The sequence below is a fragment of the Idiomarina aquatica genome (assembly GCF_003987185.1).
In the GTDB taxonomy this organism is placed as follows: Bacteria; Pseudomonadota; Gammaproteobacteria; order Enterobacterales; family Alteromonadaceae; genus Idiomarina; species Idiomarina aquatica.
This window is the reverse complement of sequence record NZ_PIPS01000004.1, coordinates 117,018-132,594: the sequence shown is the minus strand read 5'-3', so window position 1 is coordinate 132,594 and position 15,577 is coordinate 117,018. Positions and strand designations below refer to the sequence as shown.

Genomic DNA, 15,577 nt, shown 5'->3' with positions numbered 1-15,577 from the left:
GATACCGGAACTGGAGTTTAGTGGTGATTAGCAGAGCGCAAAAAGAGCATTTAGTAACCGCATTGACATGGCCGGAGAATGAGGCTGAATTTGCTTTTTGGTTTGGTGATAAGATCGTGTACGGCAGTTCTGCCGATACCATTTGGCAGCAAATCCAAGCGGACTCGCGGGACACGTTTGTGTTTACCGATGAGACGGGTCAGCTCGGTTTTGGTCAATGTTATGAGCGCGAGGCCAATGCCCGTCATATTGCTTGCCTGATTGTGGCACCACAAGCGCGCGGGCAGGGTGTTGGGCGTCGGTTTGTTACCGACCTCATGAATCATGCGCTGTCCATTTCGGGTGTGAACCGCATCACCCTCAACGTTTATCCGAATAATGCGCCAGCGAGAAAGCTTTACCTGAGCCTTGGTTTTAACGAAGTGGGCGAAAACCGCGGCATGGTCGCGATGCGTTACGACCATGCCCAAGACAATTAGTCTTTGGCCACGGTTGCATTCCAGTTAATCGCTTGCCAGCGGCCGTCTTTTTTGATGAAAACACCACTGTTATAAAAGCGATCAGTTACTTTGCCGCCTGTCGCTGAAGTGAGCGTGAAGTTAACGATTACCACCTCGCCGATGGGCTTAATTTCGATGTTCTCTGCGCCGTACCAGGTATCCACCTGCTCCGGGTCATTCGCTTCAACGCCTTCAAGGCCCTTCATTAATGTGGCTTTACCATAGCGAGTGCCACGCGAACTGGTGTAGGTAAGGTCATCGGCCCAAAAGTTGGCATGAACCTCGGGGTCGTTAATGCTGGCACCGTAAAGAAAAGTTTCTAGTGTTTGCGTTAACTCTTGTTTTAAATCCGTTTGAGCGGATACTGAAAATGAGCTTAACAACAGTAACATCGATACGAATAGGGCACGCATGGCTTGGTTCTCTTTGATAAACTAACATGATATTAGGCTGGCACTGAAATGCCGCAAAAGCAATATAATAAAGGTCAATTATGTTCACACAAACAGAGCTGACACTATCTCCAAAACGCCGGGGCTTCCACTTAATCACAGACGATGTTGAGCGTGCGCTCGCGGAGTTACCCAGAGTGAAGTGCGGATTGCTGCATGTATTTATACAGCATACGTCGGCATCGTTAACCATTAATGAAAATGCCGATCCTACGGTGCGACAGGATTTTGAAAGCCATTTCAATGTCATGGTTCCGGAAAACCAGCCCTATTATAAACATACCTTTGAAGGGTCAGACGACATGCCCGCTCACCTGAAAGCGAGTTTGCTGGGCACAAGTGTCACCATTCCGGTTACCGATGGTCGTCTGAATATGGGTACCTGGCAGGGGCTGTATTTGTGTGAGCACCGTGATAATGCAGGTGCCCGACGGCTCGTCCTCACCTTACAGGGCGACTAGTCGGAAATAAACTCGTCGAGCAGCCCGACAACCCGATCCGATGTGGCAATCAGTTCTTCAATCATCGGCTCTAGCGCTTCGTGATGGTTGCCTTTCTTGGCGTTATTGAAAATATCCCGACCTAACTGATGCACCTTAGGATGAACATGGTTGTACAGTTCAGCGAAGTTATTTTTACCCGCAAGCATCGTTTGACCTCGATCAGAGTCAAGGAATTTACCCAGTCGACACTGAGTATGATCCTTGAGTTCGCCCTCGGTTAACGAAGTTTGATTGAAAAGTGCGTAGCGAATGACTTTATCGACCCACACGATATGGTCAGCCTTGGCCAACCGAAGTAGCATCGCGGGGTCGTCATCGGGTAGCATTTGTAATTCGTGCAGTTGGTTTTCGCGCAGCTGGCGCATGACTTTGGCAATATCATTAAAGGATGCATTTGCGACCTTTACTGCATCGGACATGTGTTGAAGCCGGGCAGCCATGTCCCGCGCCACATTCGATTGTTCTCGTGTTGCCGAGGACACTTCGGTTGTGGCTGAGAGATTTTCTTCTGCCGAGTTTCGTGCACGCTCGAGAATGTCGCAAACTTGCGAACGATCGTCACGGGATTCGGTTAATGCTTCGTTACTGGTTTCGATAACGGCTTCAATATCGCGCGCTCCTTTAACAACATCGGTAACGATAGTATCAATTTCGGTAGCCGCTTCAGAGCTACGGGTAGCCAGCTCACGAACCGCGTCGGCGACAACAGAAAAGCCCCGTCCGGCCTCACCGGCCCGCGCGGCTTCGATAGCTGCGTTGAGCGCCAATAAATTGGTCTGGTCGGCAATTTCGTTCACGGTTTGCGTCAAATGAGTGATGCGTTCGGTCTGATTAACGAATGCTCGGGTGTGTTCAGTAACCCGTGAAATCGATGACTCGACTTCCCCCATATGCTGCACCAGGGTTTTTAATTTCTGTAAACCACTGTCCGCATCCTGTGCGGATTGCTCAGCGGCCGACAGTACTTGTTCTGCATAGGCGGCAACCTGTGTTGCTGACGACGATAACTCTTCGACGGCCGTAGCCAACTGCTCAGAGTCCGACTCCAAACCGTTGATTTGCTCCTGGAATGTCAGCCCTTCTCGGCCAAAACGGACGATGTTGCGGATCGAGTCGATGCTGCTATCAGCAAGCCCAAATGCATCCATGCTACTCGAATCATTCCGAAATAGGGGAGCCATCCAGTCGGGAGCCTCGTTTGCGTCGAGGCTACCTTCTGCGAAGGCCTCTAAATATTCAGTGACTTTACCTTTGGTTAAGAACATGACTGACGACCTTTATCCTTACTTTTAATATGGTTATTGTGTCACAATTGCGTCACTTTCCAAGTAAAATTATCGTCGTTTTCATGCCGTTTTCTGATTACACTATCGACACCTTTTGCTCGATTTCTAAACACGGGATAGATGCATGGCAGACAAAGACGAACTGCACCGCCGTCGGCTCGCGTCGGCGAAGGAGTCTGACGAAGCGGTTGCTCGCATCGAGGGACAAGGCTCTTATAAACTGGCATTTGCCGATAATGAGTTCTTGTTGCGGGATGATTTACGTGCCGTGAGATTGCAGTTGGAGTATTTAAAGCCGCAATTGATCATGGAGCAGCACAATATTGATGCGACCATTGTGGTATTTGGTAGTGCGCGTTTTTTGCCGCCGGAACAAGCTTCTCATGATTTACGTATTGCCGAGGCAGAGTTAGCCAAAAAGCCGAATGATGATCGGTTGCGGGGACAGGTAAAACGAGCACAGATTGCCGTTAAAAACAGCTTTTATTATCAGCAGGCGCAGGAGTTTTCCCGACTTGCGACAGAACATAGCCTTAAACGGCCGGACGAAAACTTGATGATCGTCAGCGGCGGAGGACCTGGCGTGATGGAAGCGGCTAATCGCGGTGCGATGGATGCTGGCGGTGAGAGTATTGGGCTCAACATTGTGTTACCCAAAGAACAGCGTCCAAATCCCTATATCACCCCTGAGTATTGCTTTCAGTTTCATTATTTTGCGATTCGAAAAATGCATTTTCTGCAACGAGCGCGGGCTCTGGTTGCCTTTCCTGGCGGATATGGCACGTTGGATGAGTTATTCGAGACACTAACGTTAGTACAAACGCAAAAGTCGGAGCCGGTGCCAATCGTGCTGGTCGGCAAGACATTTTGGTCGCGTTTGATCAATTTTGAGCTGTTGGTCGAAGAAGGTACGGTAGAACAGCGAGACCTGGAGCTTTTTAGTATTGTGGATACGGCAGAGGAAGCCTGGCGAGAAATCTGCCGATGTTACGATCTGAAAAATGGTAACCATCGTTAGGCCATTTGCGCGATGCGCTGGTGAAAATTTCGCCACGAAATGATAAAGAATACCAGGCCAATGGCCAGCAGCGCGGTCAACTGTGGCCAGACGATATCCAGCCCTGCGCCACGAAATAAAAGTCCCTGACCAAATTCGGTAAAGTGAGAGGTGGGCGCCAGTGACATGATCCACTGCACCGCGATTGGCATGCTGTCAAACGGTGTCATGCCTCCGGAAAGGATTTGCATTGGCAGTATAATCAGTAAGAACAATAAGCCAAACTGCGGCATCGAGCGCGCAAAAGTACCGATAAAGATGCCCATTGACGTCGTGGCAAACAAGTGCAGAGCGGTGCCGAACAAAAACAATCCGGCGCTACCCAGGGTTGGAATATCCAGCACTTGTTTGATCACAATAAATAACGAAAATGCCGCAGCGACCAGCACCACCAACCCCATCGACCAGACCTTGCTGAGCATAATTTGCATGGGGGTAACGGGCATTACCATCAGGTGTTCAATGGTACCGTGTTCACGCTCACGTAACAGCGCCGCGCCGGTCAGTATGATCGACAACATGGTGATTTGATTGATCAACTCCATGATGGCGCTGAACCAACCACTGTTCAGCTCAGCATTGAACCGCGCTCTAAGTGCGACAGTAACGGGCATGATGGCTTTCTGCTGAGTGAATTCCGCGACTTCGGTTTGGATAATGGCTTGCACATAGCCGTTGCCGGTAAATGCCTGACTCATGCGGGTAGCATCGACGATCACCTGAATTTCCGGTTGTTTGTTGGCGAGTAAGTCGCGTTGCAGGCCTTCGGGAATGTCGACAATAAAAGTGAACCGGCCGCGGTCCATATCGCGATCAGCCGTTTGAGCGGATACATACTCGGGGGGTAAAAAGTAGGGCTCGGTAAATGCGTTGACGATTTGTTGAGACAGTTGTGAACGATCATTGTCGATGATCGCAATAGGAGTTTTGTGCAGCGTTTGTGGTGTTGCTGAGGCGGCGGTGTAGACAAAAACAGTAAACGCCATGACGATAAACAGCAGCAACATTGGGTCCCGTGACAGGCTGACCAGCTCTTTAATGCCAAGGTTAAAAATGATGTTTATGCTACGCACATTTAGCGCTCCTGCTTTTTCACCAACATAATGCCAATCATTGTGAACAACACGGCGGCAACGGCTAGACCGATCAACATCACTGTCAGGTCGCCAAATCCCAGTGCTTTCGAGAAAGCGCCTCGACTCGCGATCATGTAGTAGCTGGTTGGGTAAATTTCGCCTATCCAACGTGCCAGTCCGTCGAGCGACGTAACCGGAGTGATCATGCCGGAAAACTGCGATGCCGGCAGAATGGTTGCTAAGGCGGTGCCAAATAACGCCGCGATTTGGCTATTGAGAAAGGCGGACATAATAAGCCCTAACGCCGTCGCAACGACGACATAAAGCAGCGAGGCGAGCGTCAGTGCCATCAGGCTGCCCTTGAGCTCGACGTCAAACACAAAGATGGCCTGCACCAGTAAAATAAAAAAGTTAAGCATTGCCAGTGCCAGATAGGGCAACTGTTTACCGAGGAAAAATTCGCTTTTACGGGTCGGGGTTACGTAAAAATTAGTGATAGAACCGAGCTCTTTTTCGCGCACTACTGACAGGGACGTGAGAATGGCAGGAAACAGCATCAGTAACAGCGGAATGACCGCAGGTACCATGGCAGCGAGGCTCTCTATGTCAGGATTGTAGCGATATCGGCTTTCAACCGAAATTCGGCCGGGGTTAGACGGCGCGCTTGGCTGCAGACTCAGTTGATAGTTTAACCATTCAGCGTGCATGCCCTGCACATAGCCCTGAATGGTCTCGCCCCGCATCGGCATCGAACCATCTATCCACGCCCCCAGTTCGACCTGATTGCCGCGCTGCAGGTTGCTGGCAAAGTTTGTCGGAATTTCGATGGCCAGGCTAATGTCGGCCGAGCGTAACCGTTGCTCCAGTTCGGTGTAGTCGGTGAGCTCGTCCTGCTGATGAAAATACGGCGAGCCCGATAAATTGAGCGTGTAATCGCGACTGACACTGGTTCGGTCACGATCCAGCACGGCAAAATCGATTTCATCGACATCCATGTTGATGCCATATCCGAGGACAAACATCAGAATCACGCTGCCAATCAATGCCATGGCAAGTCGCACCGGGTCGCGCATCAATTCAATGGTTTCACGATGGCTGATACTGAGTAGGCGCGACAGGCTAAAACCGCGACGTTGTACCACCACCTCATCCCGCTGCGTTGGTGATGATACGCGGGGTGTCGCCGTATCAGGCTGAGCCTGTGCAAGATAGTAAACAAAGGCGTCCTCTAAGCTGTCTTTACCACTGGCTTGTGTGATGGCCGCCGGAGTATCGGTGACCAGCACTTTACCCGCATGCATTAGCGAAATACGGTCGCAACGCTCAGCCTCATTCATAAAATGGGTGGAAATGAATAACGTCACGCCGTGTTGCCGTGCCAGCACCTGAAGCTGGCGCCAAAACGTGTCTCGGGCAACAGGATCAACCCCGGATGTGGGTTCATCGAGAATGAGAATGTCCGGTTCGTGGATAAGGGCAACGGCCAGCGATAAGCGCTGACGTTCGCCAACCGGAAGCTGTTTCGCGAGTTGTGGCATCAGTGCGCTGAGATCCAGTTGTTGCGCCAATATTTCTATGCGCTCGGTTAGCTGTTCATGACTCAGTCCGAAAAGCTTGCCGTGCAGTTTCAGGTTTTGCGCAACGGTGAGCTCTTCGTACAACGAAAACGTTTGCGTCATGTAGCCGACCCGTTTCCGCGTTTCGATATCGTAATGGGTGATCGGCTGACCAAACAGTGCAGCACTGCCGGAGGTTGGTGGTAGTAGCCCGGTAAGCATTTTCATGGTGGTGGTTTTGCCGCAACCGTTGGAACCGAGAAAACCAAAAATTTCGCCTTTATTGATCCGAAAACTGGCGTCATCAACCGCCGTAAACGCTCCAAACTTAAGCGTCAGGTGCTGTGCTTCTATGGCGATAGCCCGGTCGTGTTCGGGTCGGGGTTGCGGTGGATTCGGGGTTGCTTGAGACGTTACCCCAAGCAGCCGCATAAAGGCCTGCTCCAGCGAGGTCGTCTGGGTGTCTGCCAATAATTGCGCAGGTTTGCCACTGGTGAGTAATTGGCCGTTGTTAATGGTGGCCAGCCAGTCGAACTGTTCAGCCTCTTCCATATAAGCGGTGGCAACAATAATACTGATATCAGGCTGCTGTTGACGTATTTCACTGATCAGTTTCCAGAACTGCCGGCGTGAAAGGGGGTCAACACCCGTGGTGGGCTCGTCTAACAGGAGTAAATCGGGGTTATGAACCAGCGCACAGCAAAGGCCAAGCTTTTGTTTCATTCCGCCCGATAATTTGCCACTGGGGCGGTGACGAAACGACCACAAGTCAGTCGCGGTTAGCAGCCGTTTGACCCGTTCGTCTCGCTGCTTGGCAGGAATGGCGAAGAGTTTGGCAAAAAACGTTAAGTTCTCCAGTACCGACAGCGTTGGATAAAGGTTTTTCCCGAGCCCTTGTGGCATATAGGCGATCTGCCGCATCAATAGCTTTCGCGATCGTCGCGAAGTAATGTCCTGTGCAAGGACTTGCAACTGGCCGCGCTGAACTGCGCGGGCGCCGGCGATTAGGGATAATAACGTCGATTTGCCGACCCCGTCGGGGCCGATAAAGCCGCAAAGTTGGCCTCGCGGAATCGCCAGCGAGATGCCATTGAGCGCGGTGGTTTTTCGATAGTGATAACACAGGTCAGTCGCCGAAACGACCAATCCAGCATGCATTAGTCGAGCTCCGTTTGTAACTCTGGGGGCCAGCTTGTTCTGCTGTCAAATTTTACGTAGGCGATTCCGGGTAGCCCCGTTTTCACCTGCTCGAGGTGTTTCTCCAATAACGACTTTTTAATACTGGCGCGTACGCGGAACATCAGCTTTTCCCGTTCTTCACGGGTTTCGACAGTTTTCGGGGTGAACTGAGCGACGTCGGAGATAAAGCTGATGTAAGCAGGAACCTTGTATTCCGGCAGGGCATCAAGAACAATTCGCGCTTCACTGCCTAAGGAAATTCGACCAATCGCCGAAGTTGGCAGGAAAAAGGTCATGTAGACATCGCTGACATCGACCATATTAATGATGCGGCCTCCCGCAGGCACAACCTCGCCGGGATGAGCGACAATGTATTGAATACGACCGTCGCGGGGCGCGTACAGCATACTATCGTCAATTTCGGCCTGAACACGATCGAGCGTGGCAGCCGTCGCTTCAGCCGCTGCTTCGGCGCTGCTGAGTTGTGATAAGGCGGTTTGTATTGCTGCGTCACTGGCTGCAAGCTGTGACTGAGCAGCGGCAATGGCTGCGTCGGCACTGATAACAGCTGCCTGAGCATCATCTAAATCTTGCGATGACACCGAACCTTGTTCTGACAGCGTTTTGATACGTTGCAATCGTTTTTGGCTGAGCGTCTGTTCCGCCAACCGCTGCTTTACCAATGCCTGCGCTGCTTGCTGTTCAGCCTGTCGTTGCTTAACCTGGCTGGCCGCCGCCTCGATTGCAGCCTGCGCTTGTCGCAGTTGAGCCGCAGTCTGGTGATGTTCCGCTTCAAGGGTTGTGGTATCCATTTTAGCAAGCTCATCGCCGGCCAACACAAAATCGCCCTCGCTGACCCATAGTTGCTCAAGTCGCCCGGCGACTTTGGTGGCAATATTAATTTCAACGGCTTCAATACGGCCATTACCACTGACGATATCGGGATAGGCGGTATCGTCATCTTGTAAGCCAAGATAAAAAAAGGTCGCAATCAACAGAATGCCAACCGCGATAGCTAATGATCGTTTGTTCATGCGCCCATGCCGCCGTCAACACGATAAGCGCTGCCGGTGATATAACTGCTCTCGTCAGACGCTAAAAACAGAACCAAATTAGCGACTTCTTCGGACTCGCCATAACGCCCTAAGGGTACGCCGCGCTCCAGTTTCTGCTTGGCCTCTTCGGGGTGCCCCGGGCTGAATAATTCTTCAATAGAGCGCATCATGCGGGTATTAATCGGCGACGGGTGTACGGAGTTAACGCGAATATTGTGGCTGGCCACTTCCAGAGCCGCACACTTTGACAGGCCGGTTACCGCATGCTTCGAGGTGACATAGGGGGCAGCCGTTGCGGTACCATCCAGTCCGGCCACGGACGACATATTAATCACGCTACCGGAACCTTGTTTCAGCATTTGCTTGAGAACGTATTTAAGCCCCAGAAATGCACCCCGAACGTTCACCGCCATAACGCGGTCAAAATTCTCCATGCTTTGTTCGGTGATAGGGCCCATTTTTCCTTCAATGCCCGCATTGTTGAAAAACACGTCAATGCGACCGAACTGGTCCAGTGTCTGGTTGACATAATCTTTAACCGCCGCTTCGTCAGCGACGTCTGCAGCGACCCAACGAACATCAGGACTGTTTAGCTCATCGGCTGTTGCGGCTAATTGTTCGGCGTTAATGTCGACTAACATGACGCGCGCGCCGTGCTTTAAAAACAGCTCTGCGGTTGCCTTACCAATCCCCGCGGCACCGCCCGTGATGATGGCAACTTTGTTGGTTAGACGTTGGTCCATAGCCCATTCCTTTGCTGGTACATGTTGTACTTAGTCTTGTCGAAATCGGCCAAATATGCAAAGGCCCTATCAAAAATAGGGCCTTTGTTTGATTTAACACCAGGGTGGGGTTTACACCATCGGTTTGGTGCCCTTGCCACTGTGGCCAGAACGTTGCCACAGGCTGGTAATACGAGCGGAGCGAACGATCAGCCAGGTGAGTGCGAACAGGCCAACCGCAAGCCCCAGTGCTAACCAACGGTTGTAGGTGGTTGCTGAATATATACCGCCATTCCCCACGGGTACCGCTTGCTGCGGCATAAGCGGCAGGCCGTGGCGTTCTGCCATGGTTTTGATGCCAATAAAGTGGATGCCCGGAATGTCCTCTTTAAGGAAGTAACCCATTACGGTCTCGACGGCAAAGGCTCGCGCCGGCGCATCTTTTTGCAAACCGGAACTGAACATGTCGTCGATACCGGGGGGCCCAACCACTGTGGCGCCGCCGCCGACATTAATGTAAGCCTTGTAACTTCTCTCGGCGGAATACTCACGGAAAATCGCGATACGGTCCGCTACCGCTTCCTGGTAATTGGCCGGGTCAATGAATTTTACATCGGCGCGATTAATCGACTGCTTGATGGACTGGAGGCCTTCCTCAGGAATGCCGACGCCCCGGTCTTCAATACCGCCGATGGATGCGTATTCAGCGTGTAAAGAAATGACGCCGGCGTCGCGAAGTTTGCGCTCCATATCAAGCCAGAGGAAATTGGGGACATTCGCGCCCCACTGTGACGACGATGCTGAAGCGACAATCACAGCGTTCGCTTCCATTGCTTCAAGTGCTGAATACACCGCTAGATTTAATGCCGGGAACGAACCGGAAACCGTTACCGCAACCAAGTCCCCTTTTTGTACGCCAGCTTCGGCCAGTAATTTAACCGCAACAGCAGCCCAGTTGGGGTTGATGGTGGTTTGCTTTGACTCACGGCCGCCGTGGTTGGTGGTCACGATGCTGTTTTCCAGCCCGACCAGCCCTGAACGTTGTGGATCAAACTCTGGGTTGATAGGCGCAAGTTGCGCCCGCAATGGTTGCAGCACATTCATACCTTCGCGCATAATTTTTGCTGCATTTACCATGGTGGCATAGTTTTCTTCAACCACAGGGTCGCGTTGTTTCATATTCTCGGCGGCGACCATGGTGACAATGGCCACAACGATTAAAAAGATAAGGCCCCAGGTTGGAACACCTGAAGAGCGCCAATAAATTTTAGTAAAACTGCTCATTTCGGGTCTCCTGTTACCAGCCGGGCATTTGGAAAGCTTGGCTTGCTTCGTACATTTGTAGGGATTCGGGCATGATGACGATCAACGCTAAGCGCACCAATACCGCCGTTACCGCCAGTCCACACAGAGTTTGCAGTACGCCTTGGCGCTCGAACCAAATGGCAATCAAACCGGGGATGATATAGCCGATGATGCTACTTTCCATCACCGACATCAGCATGGTCGACTCAAGCATGCCGACTCGCGCTTGTTCTCCGTCGCCGCCGGCGATCATTTGTAAATCGGCCCAGTTGACCAAGTTGCCGATAAACAAGTCAAACAGTCCGGCAATCAGGTAGCCGGTTAGAATCATAATGATGGTCTGGCGACGGCCATAAATGATGGCAAAACTGGCGATCACTTTAACGATGAGGTAGGTCATCAGTGCGGCTAATAACGTGATGGCAAGACTCAGAGGGTCGGTGAGTTGTAATGCCACATAACCCGGTACGACAAGTCCTCCTGCGGCCAGTCCTAAGGTATGGGTAAGTAACAAGGTGAAAAACAAACCGATGCCGATGGCAACGGCCAGAATATTAAGCGCGATCATAAATCTTCCTCTTTAACGGCTCGGTTCTGGAAGAAGCGTGCGACCTCTTCGCCGCCGCCGTGAATGTTACACATGCCAACCACCAGTGCGTTGCCAGCAGATTCCTCAAGTAATGTCTCGGTGATATCGGTGGTTTCACCGCCTTCAAGCACCAATACCTTTTCTGGATCCAGCCCGTGTTTAACGGCGCTTCGAACAAAGACAAAACAACCCGAGCCCATCAGTATGACTTTATCTGCCTCGCTCCAGTTAACGGCTTCTTCGGCCATTTGCTGTGATCGGTGAGGACGGTCGGCGCGGCAGTTGATCAACATGATTTTGCGGCGTTCATCGCCAAACTTAGTGACCATGTTCTCCCATATTTTGCCGGTCGATTCTGGGTCATTGGCGGCAAAGGCGTTAACAAAGATGATTTCGCGACGGAAATAATTGATGTGCAGCACTTGCATGGCACCGGCTTCCGGCTGCAAGTCGGTCATCCCTGCGAGCGCTTTGTCACGGTCAACCCCGAGGTGTTCACATATTTTCAATGCGAGGGCGACGTTTTCCTTGTGTTCGGCATAACGAAAGCGACTCATGGTGTCGTCTGAGATCGCATCGACTTCGTCCAGCGTAACGCCGTGTAAGTGCGACTTACGATCCTGACAGGCGTGCTCAAAGATGGCCAGTAAATCGCGCTCGGCGGTAAATAAATTGCCGTTTACCGGTGTACTTCCGGCCAATGCCAGAGCGACATCTTCCTCACCGGGCCCCATGACATCGAGGTGGTCAGCGCGGGCATTGGTGATAACACCAACATTGGAGCGAACCATTCTGAGCTCGCTCAACGACTGGTACTGTGGTTGCAAAGCCATGCACTCCATGACCACAATTTCTGGTTTGAGTTTGGCCATGCGTTTGAGGGTTCGCATTTGCTCGATGATGTTGGCACCGCTGATGCGGTAGATGGGAAACTCGCGGCCATCGGGGTCAGTCACTGCGGCGGCGGAGCCAGTAGTTTTGGCGCAAACCCTTTTACCACCGGCTCGCAGGCCTGCGGCTATCAGCCGAGTAACGCTGGTTTTGCCGCGGGTGCCATTAACGTGAACTCTTACTGGAATACGGTTGACCAACAAGCGGTGCTTGAGCGCTTCTAATCCACCGGCGAGCACGAGCAAGAGCCATAACCCCGCAACAATGGCCAGCAGAACCGGTATTTCCATAATTGCTCTCCCTAAACATACAAAAGTGTATGTTTAGGTTTTAGCGAAATTTTACAAAAAAGACCAATGAATTTAGGCTTCTTTACAATTAAAGGTAATTTAATCGCTTTTGATTAATGGAGCCAGTACGGCGCTGTCGCCGTCAATCGGTGTCATTAATTCAAGCCCCAGCAACTCCGCCATAAACGGATAAATGTGAATATTGCTAAAACGTTCCAGTGTGGCCGAAGCATTGATGCCCGGGCCTGCGGTAATAAAGATGCCGTCCATGTCGCGGTTGGAATGAAAGCCATGGGTGCCGCCGTCAAAGCGTTTTTCCGGTGGTCGATCGGTAAAGGTAGCCGGTGCTTTAGTGGCGAGTACGATATCCGGTCGCCGCGGGCCTTCCGTAACGGCTAATGCTGCAAGGCTTTGCTCGGACTCGAGATAAAAGCGTTTTTGCGGCATCTGTTCCAGCTTGCTCCGCAATTGTTCAATGTGTTGCTCGGTGGTATCCGGCTTGGCATAAATCATAAAACGCGTTTGTGAATTTACCGTTTCGAATAAGCTTTCATTGATCGGCAGGCTTTGTGTTTCGATCATTTGGTCAGCCTTGATACTGGCCATACCGTGGTCAGATACCAGGATAAGGTTGACCGGCATATCGACTTCCGTGTTAAGACGGTGCCAGAGCTCTCCGATCAGTTCGTCAACGTGTTGCACGGCGCCTTTTACTTGATGGGCATCGGGGCCAAACCGGTGTCCCATCGAGTCCACCACGGAAAAATAGCCGGTTACGATGCGTGGTCGTACCGCTTCCGGTAATTTGAGCCAGTCGATAATTTGATTGACGCGCTGGCGGTTCGGGGTGGGCGTATTGTAATGATAATAGTAGCTCGGCGTACGACCATTGATGCGTGCTTCTGATTCAGGCCAGAAAAAAGTCGCTGCTTTTACCCCCTGGAATTCGGCCAGGTTCCAGATTGGAAGCGTTGTTAACCAACTGCTGTCCTCAACGCCATCACCCATCGAATAGCGTTGCTGGCGCTCTTTATCAAAAAAATTGTTATCAACAATACCGTGCTGGCTTGGGTACTGACCCGTCACGATAGACAGGTGATTGGGAAATGTTTTTGAAGGATAAACCGGAATCAGACCCTCGGCACGAACCCCCGACTCTGCTATTGCGTTAATGTTTTTGGCGTCGTGTTTTTCGACGTAGTCGTGACGGAAGCCATCAATTGAGATCAGTACAACCGCTTGCTGTTCTTTGGCAAAGGTAATGGTTGAGACTAACAGGAGCGCGGCGACGCAAAATCGTTTCATGAGTTTATCCATTCGTAATATCACTCAGACCTTTTTAACAAATTCAGATTTCAGTTTCATGGCACCAATACCGTCGATTTTACAATCAATATCATGGTCACCCTCGACCAGACGGATGTTTTTTACTTTGGTGCCGACTTTTACGACCGACGATGAGCCTTTGATTTTAAGATCCTTGATCACCGTTACGGTATCGCCATCGGCCAGAGGGGTACCATTGGCATCACGGTAACTCGGTTCCTGGCTGACTTCGCCGGTGTCGTTTTCCGACCATTCATGACCACATTCTGGGCATACGAGCAGGTTGCCATCATGGTAGGTGAAGGTTGATTGACACTCCGGACAGGCGGGAAAATCACTCATCTTGGTTCCTTAAGATAAAAATACATCATGTAACAGAAAGCGCTAGTGTATCCAAAAACCGCGACCACTGCAGAGCTTTACGCAAATAACACCACCACAACGGTGGTAACCACAGCTAATAGAAGGTTCAGCACAACACCTTCACGCGCCATTTCTTTAATGGTAATCCGGTTAGACGCAAACACAATCGAATTAGGTGGCGTAGCCACCGGCATACAAAACGCGCAGCTACAGGCGATGACCGCCGGAATCATCAGTATTTCGATGGGTAGATGAATGGCGCTTGCGGTGGCTGCCAGTACGGGCATCAACAACGTTGCAGTAGCGGTGTTGGAGGTCACTTCAGTGAGAAATGAAACACTGACGGCGAGTACCAGCACCAGCAACCACACCGGTAGCCACTCCAGTGCCGTTAATGAGTTTCCGATAATATCGCCGAGACCGCTCTGCATAACCCCTCGCGCCAGACAGATGCCGCCGGCAAACAACAACAGGATGCCCCACGGGATATCCTTGGCTAACTCCCAGTTCAACAGCTTATCGTTGCTGCCGCGTCCGGACGGAATGATAAACATGGCGATCACACCGGCTAAGGCCACGGTGGCGTCATTGAGGCTACCGATACCCAGCAGCCCGGTCCAGCCGCCGAACGGACTGGTGCGTGTTATCCACAGCGCCACAACAACCGCGAATACGGCCAGCACTCGTTTTTCGTAGTGGCTGATGCTGGTGTTTTGCGGCAACGTCAGAGGTTTATCAAGTTTGACCTTGCGAGTCAGCCACAGTGCGACAATCGGTAAACCCAGCAGTACCATCGGTAAGCCGATACCGAGCCAGCGGGTAAAACCGAACTCCTCGCCAGTGATGTTTTGATAAATAGAAGCAAAGATCAGGTTGGGTGGCGTCCCCACCAGAGTCGCAATGCCACCCAATGACGCTGAGTATGCAAGGCCCAGCAGCAGCGCACGCTGAAATGCTTTATCGTCGGTTGCGTCAATCAGTGCCAGAGCGACCGGCAGCAATGCCAGTACGCTGGCGGTATTGGATATCCACATGGACAAAAACGCCGTGGCTATCATAAACGCGATGATAATTTTACGACCGTTACTGGTACCGATAGCGCCAATCAGTCCTAATGCAATCCGTTTATGCACACCGCTGGCTTCGACCGCTTTCGCCAGCATAAAGGCGCCCATAAACAGGATAATAATATTGTCGCCCAATGCAGCGGCTGCCTGACCTGTTTCCAGGACTCCCGCCAATGGCAGTAGCACAAACGGCAGCAGTGAGGTCACCGGTAATGGAATACATTCCGTAATCCACCACCAGGCTACCCAGATAACGACAGCTAATGCCATCGCCGCACTGGCAGGCATTGAAAACGACAAACTAATAAGCAGTGTGGCCAGCGCAACTAAAGGGCCAAGAACAATATGCGTCATGTTTCT

General features: G+C 51.5%; 15 protein-coding genes. 3 read left to right on the top strand and 12 right to left on the bottom strand.

The genetic code is table 11. The annotated features are described in order from the left end of the window. The first annotated feature begins 20 nt into the window (after positions 1 to 20). Positions 21 to 479 (top strand): GNAT family N-acetyltransferase, encoded by a 459-nt coding sequence (locus tag CWE23_RS11680; RefSeq protein ID WP_241970631.1) that lies wholly within the window; start codon positions 21 to 23, stop codon positions 477 to 479. Here the strand turns inward: CWE23_RS11680 and CWE23_RS11675 are convergent. After that, positions 476 to 913 carry a nuclear transport factor 2 family protein gene (locus CWE23_RS11675; RefSeq protein ID WP_105307448.1) on the bottom strand — a complete coding sequence of 146 codons (438 nt, stop codon included), beginning with the start codon at positions 911 to 913 and terminating at the stop codon, positions 476 to 478. The genes CWE23_RS11680 and CWE23_RS11675 overlap by 4 nt on opposite strands. Positions 914 to 993: 80 nt before the next feature. On the opposite strand from CWE23_RS11675, the gene CWE23_RS11670 reads away from it, so the two are divergent. Next, entirely contained in the window at positions 994 to 1,413 is a 420-nt protein-coding gene (locus tag CWE23_RS11670) for a secondary thiamine-phosphate synthase enzyme YjbQ (RefSeq protein ID WP_105307447.1), read from the top strand. On the opposite strand, the gene CWE23_RS11665 is transcribed toward CWE23_RS11670, so the two are convergent. Further along, entirely contained in the window at positions 1,410 to 2,720 is a 1,311-nt protein-coding gene (locus CWE23_RS11665) for a methyl-accepting chemotaxis protein (protein WP_126820338.1), read from the bottom strand. The two genes, CWE23_RS11670 and CWE23_RS11665, sit on opposite strands and share 4 nt — an antisense overlap. A 145-nt stretch (positions 2,721 to 2,865) precedes the next feature. Between CWE23_RS11665 and CWE23_RS11660 the strand changes: the two genes are divergently transcribed. Further along, a complete protein-coding gene (locus CWE23_RS11660) occupies positions 2,866 to 3,759 on the top strand; it encodes an LOG family protein (protein WP_105307445.1) in 894 nt (297 codons plus the stop codon). Here the strand turns inward: CWE23_RS11660 and CWE23_RS11655 are convergent. The 10 genes from CWE23_RS11655 to CWE23_RS11610 form a co-directional block, all read right to left on the bottom strand. Then, on the bottom strand, positions 3,756 to 4,871 hold the full coding sequence (locus CWE23_RS11655; protein WP_126820337.1) for an ABC transporter permease: 1,116 nt from the start codon (positions 4,869 to 4,871) through the stop codon (positions 3,756 to 3,758). The two genes, CWE23_RS11660 and CWE23_RS11655, sit on opposite strands and share 4 nt — an antisense overlap. A 2-nt stretch (positions 4,872 to 4,873) precedes the next feature. After that, the gene (gene rbbA / locus CWE23_RS11650) at positions 4,874 to 7,588 is read right to left on the bottom strand and encodes a ribosome-associated ATPase/putative transporter RbbA (RefSeq protein WP_126820336.1); all 2,715 of its coding nucleotides are present in this window, start codon (positions 7,586 to 7,588) and stop codon (positions 4,874 to 4,876) included. Beyond that, a complete protein-coding gene (locus CWE23_RS11645) occupies positions 7,588 to 8,643 on the bottom strand; it encodes an HlyD family secretion protein (protein ID WP_105307442.1) in 1,056 nt (351 codons plus the stop codon). The genes rbbA and CWE23_RS11645 overlap by 1 nt, the downstream gene beginning before the upstream one ends. Beyond that, the gene (locus CWE23_RS11640; protein WP_126820335.1) at positions 8,640 to 9,407 is read right to left on the bottom strand and encodes an SDR family NAD(P)-dependent oxidoreductase; all 768 of its coding nucleotides are present in this window, start codon (positions 9,405 to 9,407) and stop codon (positions 8,640 to 8,642) included. Before CWE23_RS11640 ends, CWE23_RS11645 begins: the two co-directional genes overlap by 4 nt. 111 nt (positions 9,408 to 9,518) lie before the next feature. Further along, the gene (gene pgsW, locus CWE23_RS11635) at positions 9,519 to 10,670 is read right to left on the bottom strand and encodes a poly-gamma-glutamate system protein (RefSeq protein ID WP_105307440.1); all 1,152 of its coding nucleotides are present in this window, start codon (positions 10,668 to 10,670) and stop codon (positions 9,519 to 9,521) included. Between the two features lie 13 nt (positions 10,671 to 10,683). Further along, on the bottom strand, positions 10,684 to 11,259 hold the full coding sequence (gene pgsC / locus CWE23_RS11630; RefSeq protein WP_105307439.1) for a poly-gamma-glutamate biosynthesis protein PgsC: 576 nt from the start codon (positions 11,257 to 11,259) through the stop codon (positions 10,684 to 10,686). Next, positions 11,256 to 12,461 (bottom strand): poly-gamma-glutamate synthase PgsB, encoded by a 1,206-nt coding sequence (gene pgsB / locus CWE23_RS11625; protein ID WP_126820334.1) that lies wholly within the window; start codon positions 12,459 to 12,461, stop codon positions 11,256 to 11,258. The genes pgsC and pgsB overlap by 4 nt, the downstream gene beginning before the upstream one ends. A 99-nt stretch (positions 12,462 to 12,560) precedes the next feature. Then, positions 12,561 to 13,766 (bottom strand): alkaline phosphatase family protein, encoded by a 1,206-nt coding sequence (locus tag CWE23_RS11620; RefSeq protein ID WP_126820333.1) that lies wholly within the window; start codon positions 13,764 to 13,766, stop codon positions 12,561 to 12,563. A gap of 24 nt (positions 13,767 to 13,790) precedes the next feature. Further along, the gene (locus tag CWE23_RS11615) at positions 13,791 to 14,129 is read right to left on the bottom strand and encodes a zinc ribbon domain-containing protein YjdM (RefSeq protein ID WP_105307437.1); all 339 of its coding nucleotides are present in this window, start codon (positions 14,127 to 14,129) and stop codon (positions 13,791 to 13,793) included. Positions 14,130 to 14,206: 77 nt separating this feature from the next. Next, positions 14,207 to 15,571, bottom strand: coding sequence for an SLC13 family permease (locus tag CWE23_RS11610; protein WP_126820332.1), 1,365 nt, complete (start codon positions 15,569 to 15,571; stop codon positions 14,207 to 14,209). Positions 15,572 to 15,577 lie beyond the last annotated feature (6 nt).

Bases quoted from the DNA above. Each gene is read 5' to 3' on its own strand.
- CWE23_RS11615 (WP_105307437.1), bottom strand. From the start codon at position 14,129: ATGAGTGATTTTCCCGCCTGTCCGGAGTGTCAATCAACCTTCACCTAC.
- pgsC (WP_105307439.1), bottom strand. From the start codon at position 11,259: ATGATCGCGCTTAATATTCTGGCCGTTGCCATCGGCATCGGTTTGTTT.
- pgsB (WP_126820334.1), bottom strand. From the start codon at position 12,461: ATGGAAATACCGGTTCTGCTGGCCATTGTTGCGGGGTTATGGCTCTTG.
- rbbA (WP_126820336.1), bottom strand. From the start codon at position 7,588: ATGCATGCTGGATTGGTCGTTTCGGCGACTGACCTGTGTTATCACTAT.
- CWE23_RS11620 (WP_126820333.1), bottom strand. From the start codon at position 13,766: ATGAAACGATTTTGCGTCGCCGCGCTCCTGTTAGTCTCAACCATTACC.
- pgsW (WP_105307440.1), bottom strand. From the start codon at position 10,670: ATGAGCAGTTTTACTAAAATTTATTGGCGCTCTTCAGGTGTTCCAACC.
- CWE23_RS11675 (WP_105307448.1), bottom strand. From the start codon at position 913: ATGCGTGCCCTATTCGTATCGATGTTACTGTTGTTAAGCTCATTTTCA.
- CWE23_RS11640 (WP_126820335.1), bottom strand. From the start codon at position 9,407: ATGGACCAACGTCTAACCAACAAAGTTGCCATCATCACGGGCGGTGCC.
- CWE23_RS11665 (WP_126820338.1), bottom strand. From the start codon at position 2,720: ATGTTCTTAACCAAAGGTAAAGTCACTGAATATTTAGAGGCCTTCGCA.
- CWE23_RS11610 (WP_126820332.1), bottom strand. From the start codon at position 15,571: ATGACGCATATTGTTCTTGGCCCTTTAGTTGCGCTGGCCACACTGCTT.
- CWE23_RS11670 (WP_105307447.1), top strand. From the start codon at position 994: ATGTTCACACAAACAGAGCTGACACTATCTCCAAAACGCCGGGGCTTC.
- CWE23_RS11660 (WP_105307445.1), top strand. From the start codon at position 2,866: ATGGCAGACAAAGACGAACTGCACCGCCGTCGGCTCGCGTCGGCGAAG.
- CWE23_RS11645 (WP_105307442.1), bottom strand. From the start codon at position 8,643: ATGAACAAACGATCATTAGCTATCGCGGTTGGCATTCTGTTGATTGCG.